Annotated in this window: 13 protein-coding genes and 5 tRNA genes; 16 read left to right on the top strand and 2 right to left on the bottom strand. The window is 30.0% G+C overall.

Translation table 11 applies throughout. From position 1 onward, the window contains the following. Window positions 1-47: 47 nt before the first annotated feature. Entirely contained in the window at window positions 48-1,358 is a 1,311-nt protein-coding gene (gene fliI, locus L8U98_RS06445) for a flagellar protein export ATPase FliI (RefSeq protein WP_039668920.1), read from the bottom strand. Further along, entirely contained in the window at window positions 1,358-1,930 is a 573-nt protein-coding gene (gene folE, locus L8U98_RS06440; protein WP_012662169.1) for a GTP cyclohydrolase I FolE, read from the bottom strand. Before folE ends, fliI begins: the two co-directional genes overlap by 1 nt. A 109-nt stretch (window positions 1,931-2,039) precedes the next feature. Here folE and tig point away from each other — a divergent pair, with 109 nt between their 5' ends. The 16 genes from tig (at window position 2,040) to L8U98_RS06360 (ending at window position 13,226) form a co-directional block, all read left to right on the top strand. Continuing rightward, the gene (tig, locus tag L8U98_RS06435; RefSeq protein WP_263725298.1) at window positions 2,040-3,359 is read left to right on the top strand and encodes a trigger factor; all 1,320 of its coding nucleotides are present in this window, start codon (window positions 2,040-2,042) and stop codon (window positions 3,357-3,359) included. Then, window positions 3,359-3,949: an ATP-dependent Clp endopeptidase proteolytic subunit ClpP gene (clpP, locus tag L8U98_RS06430; RefSeq protein WP_087699173.1), complete on the top strand. Its 591-nt coding sequence runs from the start codon at window positions 3,359-3,361 to the stop codon at window positions 3,947-3,949. The genes tig and clpP overlap by 1 nt, the downstream gene beginning before the upstream one ends. 14 nt (window positions 3,950-3,963) lie before the next feature. Further along, on the top strand, window positions 3,964-5,004 hold the full coding sequence (locus L8U98_RS06425) for a GGDEF domain-containing protein (RefSeq protein ID WP_263664077.1): 1,041 nt from the start codon (window positions 3,964-3,966) through the stop codon (window positions 5,002-5,004). Beyond that, window positions 5,001-5,525, top strand: a complete 525-nt coding sequence (gene def / locus L8U98_RS06420; protein ID WP_263725297.1) for a peptide deformylase — start codon at window positions 5,001-5,003, stop codon at window positions 5,523-5,525. The genes L8U98_RS06425 and def overlap by 4 nt, the downstream gene beginning before the upstream one ends. Continuing rightward, window positions 5,522-7,030, top strand: coding sequence for a YifB family Mg chelatase-like AAA ATPase (locus tag L8U98_RS06415; protein WP_263725296.1), 1,509 nt, complete (start codon window positions 5,522-5,524; stop codon window positions 7,028-7,030). The genes def and L8U98_RS06415 overlap by 4 nt, the downstream gene beginning before the upstream one ends. Window positions 7,031-7,038: 8 nt before the next feature. Next, a complete protein-coding gene (locus L8U98_RS06410; RefSeq protein ID WP_039619378.1) occupies window positions 7,039-7,728 on the top strand; it encodes an NYN domain-containing protein in 690 nt (229 codons plus the stop codon). 2 nt (window positions 7,729-7,730) lie between these two features. Further along, entirely contained in the window at window positions 7,731-9,071 is a 1,341-nt protein-coding gene (rmuC, locus tag L8U98_RS06405; RefSeq protein ID WP_263725295.1) for a DNA recombination protein RmuC, read from the top strand. Further along, on the top strand, window positions 9,055-10,401 hold the full coding sequence (locus L8U98_RS06400) for an NAD(P)H-hydrate dehydratase (protein WP_263725294.1): 1,347 nt from the start codon (window positions 9,055-9,057) through the stop codon (window positions 10,399-10,401). The genes rmuC and L8U98_RS06400 overlap by 17 nt, the downstream gene beginning before the upstream one ends. Then, window positions 10,392-10,964 carry a phosphoribosylglycinamide formyltransferase gene (gene purN / locus L8U98_RS06395; RefSeq protein WP_263725293.1) on the top strand — a complete coding sequence of 191 codons (573 nt, stop codon included), beginning with the start codon at window positions 10,392-10,394 and terminating at the stop codon, window positions 10,962-10,964. Before L8U98_RS06400 ends, purN begins: the two co-directional genes overlap by 10 nt. 42 nt (window positions 10,965-11,006) lie before the next feature. Further along, window positions 11,007-11,729, top strand: a complete 723-nt coding sequence (locus tag L8U98_RS06390; RefSeq protein WP_263725292.1) for a TerC family protein — start codon at window positions 11,007-11,009, stop codon at window positions 11,727-11,729. 86 nt (window positions 11,730-11,815) lie between these two features. Then, window positions 11,816-11,893 (top strand) — tRNA-Pro (locus tag L8U98_RS06385). A gap of 12 nt (window positions 11,894-11,905) precedes the next feature. Then, window positions 11,906-11,982: transfer RNA gene (locus tag L8U98_RS06380), tRNA-His, on the top strand. A gap of 3 nt (window positions 11,983-11,985) precedes the next feature. Then, a tRNA-Arg gene (locus tag L8U98_RS06375) sits at window positions 11,986-12,062 on the top strand. A gap of 27 nt (window positions 12,063-12,089) precedes the next feature. Beyond that, window positions 12,090-12,166: transfer RNA gene (locus L8U98_RS06370), tRNA-Arg, on the top strand. Between the two features lie 5 nt (window positions 12,167-12,171). Then, window positions 12,172-12,256: transfer RNA gene (locus L8U98_RS06365), tRNA-Leu, on the top strand. Between the two features lie 346 nt (window positions 12,257-12,602). Further along, entirely contained in the window at window positions 12,603-13,226 is a 624-nt protein-coding gene (locus L8U98_RS06360) for a hypothetical protein (protein ID WP_263725291.1), read from the top strand. Window positions 13,227-13,373 lie beyond the last annotated feature (147 nt).

The raw sequence follows: 13,373 nt of genomic DNA, 5'->3' as shown, positions 1-13,373 counted from the left end.
TCCTTTTTTCATGACTTTTTATCATGAAAAAGCAAAAATCATTCCAATTATTGTGTATCAATCATTTTTAGCATATTGATAGTATCTTCAAATTCAAAACTTTCTTCAGGATTTTGACTAAGAAATTGTTGCATAAAGTCTTTTTTAGCGATAGCCTGATCAAGTTCTTTATCAGTGCCTTTTTGATAAGCACCAATTCTAAGTAAAACCTCATTTTCTTTAAGCAAAGAATTTAAACGTTTAAATTTTCTAGCAGCTAGTTTGTGTTCATCACTAATAATATCACCCATAACCCTTGAGGCTGAATTTTGTATATTTATAGGTGGATAAATTCCAAAGTCAGTAAGTTCGCGACTAAGCACTATATGCCCATCAAGTATTGATCTGCTTTGATCAGCTATTGGATCACTCATATCATCTCCATCAACCAACACGGTAAAAAATGCTGTTATAGTGCCTTTACCTTCTTCTTTTCCTGCGCGCTCCATAAGCTGAGGTAAAAGACTTAAAACGCTTGGCGGATAGCCTTTTGTCGTAGGTGGTTCACCTAGAGCTAGGCCTATTTCTCTTTGAGCCATAGCAAAACGCGTTACACTATCCATGATAAATAACACATCTTTGCCTTGTTCTTTAAAATACTCAGCCACACTCATAGCGCAAAATGCTCCGTATTTTCTCATCAGCGCACTATCATCACTTGTTGCAACGATGATGACAGTATCATCAAGTTTACCACCAAGATTTTTTTGTATAAATTCAGGAATTTCTCTACCGCGCTCACCGATTAAAGCTATGACTTTAATCGGAGCTTTGGAATTTTTTACTATCATGCCCATAAGGGTTGATTTACCAACCCCACTTCCTGCAAAAATCCCAAGCTTTTGTCCTACCCCACAAGTTAAAAGCGCATCTATTGTTTTAACTCCTACTGGAAAGACTTCCTCTATCAAACCTCGTTTCATTGCATCAATGGGTGCACGCATAATAGGCATAAATTTACTTGCCTCAATAGGTCCTTTACCATCTTTTGGTCGCATAAAAGGATCAACTACTCTTCCTAAAAGTTCATCACTAACACCTATTTGCATACCCGCATCATTAATAAAAGCACGATCGCCTATTTTAAAACCTTCCACAAAACCAAAAGGACTCAAATAGCTTAAATTCTCATCTACTTCTACCACCATAGCCATAGCTTCTTTGCTCTCATCTTCACTAGAAACTATTTTAATAATATCACCTATGCTAGTTTTTAAACCATTTATTTCTATACTAGTACTTGAAATTTTAGTAATTTGTCCAAAAACACTAGCAAGATTTTGTGAAGCAATTTTGCTACGAAGTTTTTCTAAACCCATTAAAACCTAACCTGTTTTGCTGAGTTAATTAAGGTAAAAAATTCTTTTCTTGTTTTTTCACTTTTTAAAAAGCTACCTCTTAATGCTGAAGTGCTAGTAGTAGAATTTGCCTTTTGCACCCCACGCATTTCAACACACATATGTCTTGCTTCAATAACCACCCCAACGCCTTTTGCACCTACATGTTCCATTAGTGCTTCTGCGATTTGCTCTGTGAGTTGTTCTTGAATTTGTAAGCGTCTTGCAAAAACTTCTACAAGGCGTGGAATTTTACTAAGACCTACGACTTTTTTATCCGGTATATACGCAACATGTACGCGCCCAAAAAAAGGTAAAAGATGATGCTCGCAAAGACTATAAAATTCTATATCTCTTACTAAAACCATTTCATTGTTTGAACTTTCAAATAAGGCATCATTTAGTATTTGTTTTGGATCTTGTTTATAACCGCTATTTAAAAATTCAAAAGCTTTAAAAACTCTTGTAGGGGTTTTTAAAAGTCCTTCTCTTTGCGGATTTTCCCCGATAATTTCTAACATATTTTTTACTGATTGTTCAAATTTTTCTTGCATTTTTTCTCCATCAAAAATTAAAATTTTAACATATTTTTATTTTTATATAAAGTGATAAGGAAAATTTTGGTATATTATCAAAAAATTTTATTTAAAAAGGGAAAATATTATGGAAGTTACAGCAAAACTAATTGATTTTGCAAATGCAAATGCTACTGTGAAAATTGCTCAAGGAGCTATTAAAGCAGAAGTTGAAAAATTAGCTAAAAAAGCGTCTAAAACTATGAAAATGGATGGTTTTAGAGCAGGAAAAGTTCCTGTTGCTGCTATACTTAAAAGATATGAAAAAGAGCTTACAAGAGATGCGGAGCAAGATCTTTTAAGAAATGCTGTAGATGGTGCTTTAAAAGAAGTTAAAAAAGAGGCTAAAGATTTAGTAGGTGAGCCATATTTTGAAAAATTTGATAGAAAAGATGGCGATATTGAAGCTCAAATGGTATTATCTTTTAGACCAGAAGTAAAATTAGATGGATATGAAGAACTAATTCCAACTTATAATACACCAAAAGTAACTCAAAAAGAAATTGATGCAAAAAAAGAAGAATTATTAAAAAGATTTGCCACTCCTGAAGCGATTAAAGAAGCAAGAGCTTTAAAAGAAGGCGATTTTGCTAAATTTGATTTTGAAGGTTTTGTTGATGGTGAAGCTTTTGATGGCGGAAAAGCTCAAAATTATGTTTTAGAAATTGGTTCAAAACAATTCATACCAGGATTTGAAGAAGGTATGATTGGTTTAAAAGCAGGTGAGGAAAAAGATATTAATGTAACTTTTCCAAAAGAATATGGTGCAGCGCATTTAGCAGGAAAAGATGCGGTATTTAAAGTAAAAATTCACGAAATTCAAGAACTTAAATTACCTGAGTTAAATGAAGAGCTTTTAAAAAGCTTGTTACCTGAAGAAAAAGAACCAAGTGTTGAAAAATTAGATGCAAAATTAAAAGAACAACTAAAAAATGAAAAAATCTTTAAACTTATCAATGATGAGCTTAAAAATCAATTTGCAGAAGCTTTGGTAGCTAAGTTTGACTTTGTTTTACCAAGAAATATAGTAGAGCAAGAAACAGATATGCAATTTAGAAGCTCTTTGAGAACTTTAAGCGAAGAAGAATTAAAAGAATTTAAAGATGAGGCTAAATATAAAGAAAAAAGAGAAAGTTTTAAAGAAGATGCACAAAAAAGCGTAAAATTAACTTTCATTATAGACGAGCTAGCAAAACTTAGAAATGTTACAGTAAGCGATCAAGAATTAATCCAAGCGATTTATTTTGAAGCTTATAGATATGGTTTTAACCCGCAAGAACATTTAGATAATTACAAAAAACAAGGTGCATTGCCTGCTATTAAAATGTCTTTAATCGAAGAAAAACTTTTTGCTGATATTTTCAAAAAAAATGACAAAAAGAAAACTGAAAAAGAAAGTGAAAAATAATGAGCTCATACATACCTTATGTGGTTGAAAAAACAAGCAGGGGTGAAAGAAGTTATGATATTTATTCAAGACTTTTAAAAGATAGAATTATCATGCTAAGTGGCGAGATCAATGATGATCTTGCTGCTTCTATTGTAGCTCAGCTTTTGTTTTTAGAGGCTGAAGATCCTCAAAAAGATATTTATCTTTATATTAACTCACCAGGTGGGGTTGTAACCAGTGGATTTAGTATTTATGATACGATGAATTATATTAAAGCTGATGTAAGTACTATTTGTATTGGTCAAGCTGCTTCAATGGGTGCATTTTTGCTTAGTTGTGGTGCTCCAGGGAAAAGATTTGCTCTGCCAAATTCAAGAATTATGATCCATCAACCACTAGGTGGTGCAAGAGGGCAAGCAACTGATATAGAAATTCAAGCAAAAGAAATTCTAAGATTAAAAGCGATTTTAAATGATATTTTGGCTAAAAACACCAAACAAAAACTCTCTAAAATAGAAAAAGACACTGATAGAGACTTTTTTATGAGTGCTGTAGAAGCTAAGGAATATGGCTTAATCGATAAGGTTTTGGAAAAAAGTTTTAAATAAGGAAAAGCATAGCAATGTTAGATGATGATTTATTTGCTGATTTAAATTTAAGTAGCGATCCAACTCCAGCCAAAGAAGCTCCAAAAATTCAAAAAATTAGTGGAGGTGAATTTGAAAAATTTGCAAAGTCTATTTTGACTGAGCTTGTAAAAGATAATGTACCTCCAACACCAACTAATTATGGAGTTTATTTTCAAAAAATGCTTGAAGAACGTCCGGTAGCTTTTAAGAAAAAAGTTAGCGAGATTATGGAATTTGAGCAAAACGATGATGGTATCAAACGTGCAAATATAGAACAAGAAATCAAAAAAAGTTTTAGTTCTACTTCGGCATTATTGCAATACATTGCTATGATTTATAGACATCTTGAAACAGTTAAAGATATGTTAAGAAGACGTAATTCAGAACTTGCTATTAGTACAGGAAATTTAGCTGTTTCTAATGTAATTCACGCTCTTGAAGCAGATCTTTCAAGATTTTCTAGTATTTTAGATAAATATTCAGATGAGATTAAAGAAAGTTTTGATGAGGTTAGACAAACTTATAAACATATAGAAGAGCAAAGTGATTTTGACTCTAAATTTGGAGTTTATAATAAAAAATATTTTTTAGAAAATTTAGAAAAAAGCATTGAAAGTAATGCAAAATATAATTATCATACTTCCTTAATATTTTTTAGAGTAAAAGAAGAAATTCTTGAGCAAACTTATACTCAAAAAGAAAAAAATGCTTTTTTAAAAGGTGTGTGTAGAATTTTTAGTAAAAATGTCTCTTCAAGCGATATAGTAGCCCATTGTGGAAACAATATTTTTGCTATGATGATTTCTCATACAAATTTAGAAAAAGCACAAGAAATATGTAATAAAATTTTAGAATCTTTAGAAAATTCAAATTTTTTCCTAGCAGATAAAGAAATAGATGTAGATGTTGAAGTGGCTATAAGTGCTGTTAATCAAGATAGCAAGGGTGAAGAATTAATAGAAAAATGTATTGAAGCTTTAAAAGATTCAGGAAAAAATTTAGAACCCTTTATAATAGTGGAAAAAGAAAAATGATAAGAAAGATAATTACCTATCCTAATCCAAGATTATTTTTAGAGTCAAAAAAAGTAGAAAATTTTGATAAAGATTTACATATACTTCTAGATGATATGTATGAAACAATGATAGCTAATAAGGGCGTAGGCTTGGCTGCTATTCAAGTTGATGTGCCAATTAGAGCTTTGCTTGTAGATATTGGTGATGAAGAAGGTAAGCAAAAAGAAGATAAACAAACTCTTTTAGAAATTATTAATCCTATTATAATACCTTTAGATGATGAAAAAATTTCTTGTAACGAGGGTTGTTTAAGCATACCGGGTTTTTATGAAGATGTGATGCGTTATAAAAATATACAACTTGATTATCAAGATAGATTTGGCAAGCCACAAAGTTTGCAAGCACATGATTTTTTAGCAGTGGCTATTCAACATGAAGTTGATCATCTTGATGGGCATTTATTTATAGAAAAACTTTCTTTTTTAAAACGCCAAAAATTTGATAAAGACTTTAAGAAAAAATCCAAAAAGAACAAATGAAAAAACTAAAATGTGCAAGTTTTTCTACAGAGCTTGATATTATCGATGTAGAATCAACTTTCACAAGAGGTTTGCCAGGTTTTAGTATAGTGGGTCTTGCAAATTCTACCATCAAAGAAAGCACAGAAAGAGTTAAGGCAACTTTACTAAGTCAAAATTTCAATTTCCCAGCTCAAAAAATCACTATCAATCTTAGTCCATCAGATATCCCTAAAAATGGCTCTCATTTTGATTTGGCTATTGCGATTTTGATTTTATTTCAAAAAGAAAATTTAGATGACTTTTTTGTTTTTGGAGAACTTGGTTTAGATGGAAGTATTAAAAGCACTGCTAGTTTATTTTCTATCTTACTTTTTTTAAGTGCAAAAGTACAAAATGCCAAAGTAGTAGTACCAAAAGCTATAGCACAAAAAGCTTCGATGATACCTAACTTAACAATCTATGCTTTGGAAAATTTAGCCCAAGCTATGGATTTTTTTAAAGAAAAAAATTATGAGAATTATCATATAAATAATGCTCATCCTTTGTTTGAAAACGCCATAGAAATTAATAATCAAAAATATATAAAAAATTCTATTTACCTTTATGATTTTAAAGAAGTTAAGGGTCAAGAAAATGCTAAATTTGCATGTATAATAGCAGCTTTAGGTATGCATAATATTTTATTTGAAGGTAGTCCAGGTAGTGGTAAAAGTATGTGTGCTAAAAGACTTCCTTTCATCATGCCACCGCAAAGTTTGAAGGAAATTTTAGCTCAAAATGCCTATAAGTCATTAAATTCTTTAGACGATGATTTTAGTGCCAGTAGGGTTTTTAGAAGTCCTCATCATACAAGTACTAGGGCTAGTATTTTTGGTGGAGGAACCAAAAATGCCAAGATAGGAGAAATAGCACTTGCAAATGGAGGGGTTTTGTTTTTTGATGAGTTTCCCCATTTTTCAAAACAAATCATAGAAAGTTTAAGAGAGCCGCTAGAGGATTTTAAAATTCTTATTTCAAGAGTTAATACCAAGGTGATTTATGAAACTAAATTTTTATTTGCTTGTGCGCAAAATCCTTGTCCTTGTGGAAATTTATTTTCTAAAAGTCTTGCATGTCGTTGCCAAGAGATAGAAATTAAAAAATATAAAAATAAAATTTCATCTCCTATTTTAGATAGGATTGATCTTTATGTAGCTATGGATGAGATTTCACATGAAGATAAAACAAGTTTAAGCTCTGAACAAATGAGTGAAATGGTTTTTAAAGGATTTTTATTTCAAAAGCAAAGAAAACAAGAAGAATTTAATGCTAAATTAAATGATGAACAGCTGAAGCAATTTTGTATTTTAGATTCTACTGCGAATGAAATTTTGCAAAAGGCTATAAATTCATATAATCTCTCTCAAAGAGGGGTAAATAAAACCATAAAAGTAGCAAGAACCATTGCAGATTTAGAGCAAAGTGAGTTGATCTTAAAAACTCATATTTTAAAAGCATTAAGTTTTAGAATGAGAACTACATAGGAGTAAAAATGGATAATAAAAGTGTGGCGATCTTTATTGATGCAGAAAATATTCCTTCAAAATATGCAAAATCTATTTTTGATATCGCCTCTGATTATGGAGAAATCGTTATAAAACGAATTTATGGAGATTGGACACAAAAAAATATACAAAATTGGAAAGAACAAATCGCACAATATTCTATCATCGCTATGCAACAATTTAATTTTATAGCTAATAAAAACTCAAGCGATATGTATTTAATCACTGAGATTATGAGTTTTTTTTATGAAAAAGATATTGATATTTTTGTCATTGTTTCAAGTGATAGTGATTATACTAGTTTAATCCAAAGGCTTAAAGAGGGCAAAAAGCAAGTTATAGGTATGGGTTTAAAACAGGCTGTAAAATCTTATGTGAATTCTTTTAGTGAATTTTTTTATTTAGATCAAGATGAATCTAAAGAAAAAATATTAAGCACTAAAGAATATATCAAAGATTTAATTAATATCACAGAAGCCTTAATAGAAGAAAAAGGCCGTGCTGAATATGCTCAAATTCGCACCAATATGAATAGAAAACACGCAAATTTTATCCCTCAAAATTTTGGTTTTAAAAATTTTAGAGCTTTAGTAAAAGAGTTTTTACCACAAATGAAACAATTTAAAGAAGGTAATGAAAAAAATATTTATTTTCTTATTGAAAAAACAAAGGCTTAAAAATGGAAAATATCTTGATAGCCTTTTTAGTTGTTGTAATTTTAGCTTTTATATGGTATGTGTTTAAAAGTCAAAAAGAAAAAGCAAAATTAGAGTTTTTAAACCAAAACAATATAGCTTTGCAAAATCAACTTGCTAATTTAGAGTTTGAAAAAACTACACTCATAGAAAAAAATTCCAAACTTTTAGATGAAAAAATATTATATTTGTCTAAAAATGAGGCTTTAGAAGCAAAATTAGCTCAAAAAGAACAAACCCAGCAAGAACTTTTAAATATACATTTAAAAGAGCGTGCGAATTTAAAAGAAGAATATACCCAAACTTTAATAAAACTAGAAGAAAAATACAAGCAAAGCTTAGTAGAATTAAAACAAGAATTAGAACAAAATTTACAAAAACAAAATGCTAGTATTTTAAACCAAAACAAACTTATGCTTAATGAGGATACAAAAAAAATCTTAGAAGAAATTTTCTTGCCTGTGAAAAAAAGCGTTAAAGAATACAATGAAAGACTAAATTCAAATGAAGTTAGTCTTAAAACTCATATTGATAATATGTTTAAATTTAGCCAAAATATGACAGAAAATGCAGATAAGTTAGCTAAAATTTTAAAGGGCGATAAAAAAATTCGTGGTAATTTTGCAGAATTGCAACTAAAATCAGTTTTAGAAAATAGTGGTTTGGTAGAGGGCGTGCAGTATAAATTGCAAGAGAGATTTCAAGATGAGGGTAAAACCTATATTCCTGATGCGGTAGTATTTTTAGATAAACAAAAAAGTATAATCATAGATGCAAAATTTTCTTTACCAAGTGATTTTGCTTTTGAAGATATTAGTCAAAATACCTGCCTTGATCTAGCTTATAATCTAAAATCAAGAATTGATGAGTTAGCCAAAAAGCCTTATATGCAGTATGATAAACACACTTATGAGTTTGTTTTGCTTTTTATACCTTATCAAAATATCTTAGATTTGATTTTAAATGTAGATCTTGAAATTTATCAATATGCTTACAAAAAAAAGGTTTATTTAACTACACCAAATACTCTTTTTATGGCACTAAATACGATAAATATTTCATGGAAAAATATACAAAGTAATGAAAATATCCTAAAAGCTTTTGATGAGCTTGGCAAATTTCATGATAAATTTGCAGGTGTTTTAGATGATTTTGAAAAAATCAAAGAAAACATCAAAAGATTAAATACAAATGTAGATAATATGCAAACAAAGCTTACTCATGGAAGTGGAAATATTGCTTCAAGAGTGATAAAGCTTAAAGAGCTAGGTGCTAAAACCCAAAAGCTTATAAAATGTGAGATGAGCGATGAAAGTAGTATTTAAAGATAATATTTCTTATGAAAAAGAGCTTATTGAAAAAGGTTTGGATGAGTTTTTAATGATGGAAAATGCAGGCATAGAACTTGCAAATTTGATTAAGAAAAAAAGTAAAAACATAAAAAATGCTAAAATTTTATTTTTGCTTGGTACTGGTGGAAATGGAGCTGATGGACTTGTGGCCATTAGACACTTAAAAAAAGCTTTTGCCTATGTTATGCCATATAAAAAAAATACAATGTTTATCAAGCAAGAGCAAATTTTAAAAAATGTAGGTTTTAGTTTTTTAAGAAAAGAACCTAAATTTAAAGATTTTGACATTATAGTTGATTGTGTTTTTGGAAGTGGTTTAAATAGATCTTTAGATGAAAATTTACAAAGAATTTTTAAAAAAATTACTAAAAGCAAAGCTTTAAAAATAGCTTGTGATATTCCTAGCGGGCTTGGGCAAGAGCTATGTTTTAAGGCTGATTATACTCTTTGCATGGGGGTAATTAAAGAAATTTTGCTAGAAGATTTTGCAAAAGAATTTGTAGGTAAAATTAAAATTGCAAATTTGGGTTTAAAACCTTATATGCAAAATACTTCAAGTTTTTTACTAGAAAAAAAAGATCTAAAACTCATTACAAAAAAAGCTAGCTCAAATAAAGGTGATTTTGGTCATGTTTATATTTTTGCCAATAAAAGCGCAGGTACTTTAGCTGGACTTGGTGCTTTAGAGTTTGGAGCGGGGCTTGTATCTTTAGTGGCCAAAGAAAGCTTTTCGCCTTTGATTATGCTAAAAGATGATATCGAAGGTAAAATAAATGCAGCTGCTATAGGCATGGGGCTTGATGATTTAAGTATTTTAAAAGACGAAAGATTAAAAAACATTCCTTTAATCTTAGATGCAAATTGCTTTCAAAGTGAAAAATTACTTTCTTATCTTAATAGAGAAGATGTTGTTTTAACCCCTCATCCTAAAGAGTTTTCTATGCTTTTAAAACTTTGTTTTAATGAGGATGTAAGTGTAGAAGAAATTCAAAACAAACGCTTTTTTTGTGCAAGAAAATTTAGTTCTAAATTCCAATGTGCTTTGGTGTTAAAAGGGGCTAATCCCATCATCGTTCAAAAAGAAAAACTTTTTGTAGTAAATTGTGGCAATGAGGCTTTGGCAAAAGGTGGAAGTGGGGATGTGCTAAGTGGCATGATAGCAGCTTTACTTGGAGCTAAATTTAATGCTTTAGAAGCTGCTAAAAATGCAGTATTAGCTCATGCTTTAGTAGCTAAAAATTATAAGAAAAATAAAATTAGTTTTGATGCTTTAAAATTAATAAAGGGGTTAAAATGCTTATAAAACTAGCAGTTTTATTTAGTGGTAATGGAAGTAATTTGGAAAATATTTTAGAAAAATTACATAAAAAAACTTTTGGTAAAAATACCTTTGAAGTGGTTTTGTGCGTATGCAATAAAAAAGAAGCTTATGGCATACAAAGAGCTTTAAAATATGGTCTTGAAACTAAAATCATAGAACATGAAAAATTTACTTCAAGAGAAGAATTTGACGCAGAATTAGTAAAAATTATAAAAGAAAGTCAAGTAGATTTGACTATCCTAGCAGGATTTATGCGAATTTTAAGTCCTGTTTTCACTCAAAATATAAAAGCTATTAATCTTCATCCTTCTTTGCTTCCTTTATTTAAAGGTGCTCATGCTATCAAAGAAAGCTATAAAAGTGATATGAAAGTAGCAGGCATTAGTGTGCATTGGGTTAATGAAGAGCTTGATGGTGGTAAAATCATTGCACAAAAGGCATTTGAAAAAGCTAAATTAAGTTTTGAAGAGTTTGAAGATAAAATCCACCAACTCGAACATACACTTTTGCCTGAAACTATTGTAAAAATTTTTGAAAATGATTAATTTTTCATCATTATAATTACGCTTTTTGTTTAAGGAAAGTAAATGTTTGAATGGATTTTTAGTGTAGATGCTTGGGTGGTATTGCTTACCCTTACAGCTTTGGAGATTGTACTAGGGATTGATAATATCATTTTTCTAGCGATTTTAGTTTCTAAATTACCACCAGAGCATAGAGATAAGGGTAGAATTCTAGGTCTTGCTTTTGCGATGATTACTAGAATTTTATTGTTATTGTCTTTATTTTGGGTGATGAAACTTGTCACACCTTTATTTAGTATATTAGGTAATGAAATTTCGGGTAGAGATTTGGTGCTTTTGCTTGGAGGTTTGTTTTTAATAGTTAAGTCTATTAAGGAAATTAAAGAAAGTATAATGCACCAAGAGGAAAGTCAAAGCAATATAAAAATTAGCAATAAACTTTGGGTTGTAGTAGCTGAAATAGCCGTGATAGACATAGTATTTTCTCTTGATAGTGTTATTACTGCTGTGGGCATTGCTCAAGATATAGAGATTATGGTTATTGCTGTTATTGTTGCAGTTTTAGTTATGCTTTTTGCCTCTAAACCAATTGCAGATTTTGTGGAAAAATATCCAAGTATTAAAATCTTAGCTTTGGCATTTTTAGTAATGATAGGCTTTGTTTTAGTATGTGAAAGTTTTGATATCCATATAGATAAAGCATATATTTATACAGCTATGGCTTTTTCTTTGATAGTAGAAATTTTAAACATCATTTCGCAAAAAAAACAAACAAATAATTCTTAAAATATTTAGCATTTTTTATGCTAAATATTTTTTTATCTTGACTTTTAATATTTTTTTATGTAGAATAACGCTTTATTTTTGTACATCGGGGTGTAGCGCAGTCTGGTTAGCGCACTTGGTTTGGGACCAAGGGGCCGAAGGTTCGAATCCTTTCACCCCGACCATTTTTATAAATGGTGAGTGTAGCTCAGTCGGTTAGAGCATCAGATTGTGGTCCTGAGGGTCGTGGGTTCGATTCCCATCACTCACCCCATCAGCGCTCGTAGCTCAACTGGATAGAGCGACAGACTTCGGATCTGTAGGTTATGGGTTCGATTCCTATCGGGCGCACCATAAGCCTATTGTTACTTTTATTTTTATGCGCTCATAGCTCAGCTGGATAGAGCAACGGCCTTCTAAGCCGTAGGTCAGAGGTTCGAATCCTCTTGAGCGTACCACTTTTGCGGATGTGGTGAAATTGGCAGACACGCCAGACTTAGGATCTGGTGCAGCAATGCGTGAAGGTTCAAGTCCTTTCATCCGCACCACTAATTTAAAATTCTTTTAAGTATTTAAGTTTCGCGATTTATCTTAGTCATATTTATAACATAAATTAAATTTATAATATTACAAAACTAGGAAGATGCTATGGTAAATATATATCAAGTTAAAATTATTGAAAATTTTTGCAAGGATAAATTTAAAGAAGATACATGAACAAAAGATTTTTTTTTCATACCTTTTTAGCTCAAAATTTAGAAATTTACACCAATATAGAAGATCAAAAGTATGCCAAAGATACAATATTAATATATAAAAATTTTTGATATATGTATTATATGTATAAAAGATGAAGTCTCGGTAAGTCAAGAGTATTGTCAATTTAAAAAAGGTGTGATAGATCATATAGTTGTATATACCAATGAAAATATGAATGATGGTAAAATATCGCAACTATTAAGAGGTAGTTCTACATTAAAAATAGATAAATCAAATTGTTATGATAATCCAGATATTAAAGTTGTGTTTTCAGAAAAAGGCTTTTTATTTCAGGCTAGATTTAATAATTGTGAAAGTAAATTTAACGATACAATGACTATGTTTGCGCTTTCTTTGGCTTATCGTGAGAAAATGGAGTGTTATTTGAATTTAACTTCAAGTATTATAGATGAAGAAAATTATCATGATGTTATTGATATTAAAAAAGATTTTTATGTTTTTAATCTAAAGTATTTTTTTAGTAATCCAGTGCACTATAACTACCAACAAAAACATGCAATATGGAAAATTATATTTCAATATTACGATATTTTAGAACAACATCAAGAGCTTAAAATCCAGATAGAAAATCTTGTTGATATTTTGCATATTGAACAAAATCAAGAGGAAGATAAAAAGGAAAAAATAAAAGAGAATAAAAGAAAAAAAATCGAAATGATTTTTTTAATTATCGGTGGTTTTGTTACTTTAGCTTCGTTGGTCAGTGCATACAAAGACGCTATGGAATTATTTGGTTAAAATCATATATTATTTTGGCAAAACAAGCGTTTTAACTTTATAGTTAAATATGTTTTATGCAAAAATTAAAAGCCTTACTAAAATTTTGGAGTTTTTTATCCTCTTATGTCTCCTGTTCTATATTATTCTACATTCCTTCCGTTGTTT

The organism is Campylobacter sp. RKI_CA19_01128 (genome assembly GCF_025771175.1).
Lineage (GTDB): Bacteria > Campylobacterota > Campylobacteria > Campylobacterales > Campylobacteraceae > Campylobacter_D.
The sequence above is the reverse complement of the archived record's forward strand: the minus strand, read 5'-3'. Positions and strand labels throughout refer to the sequence as shown.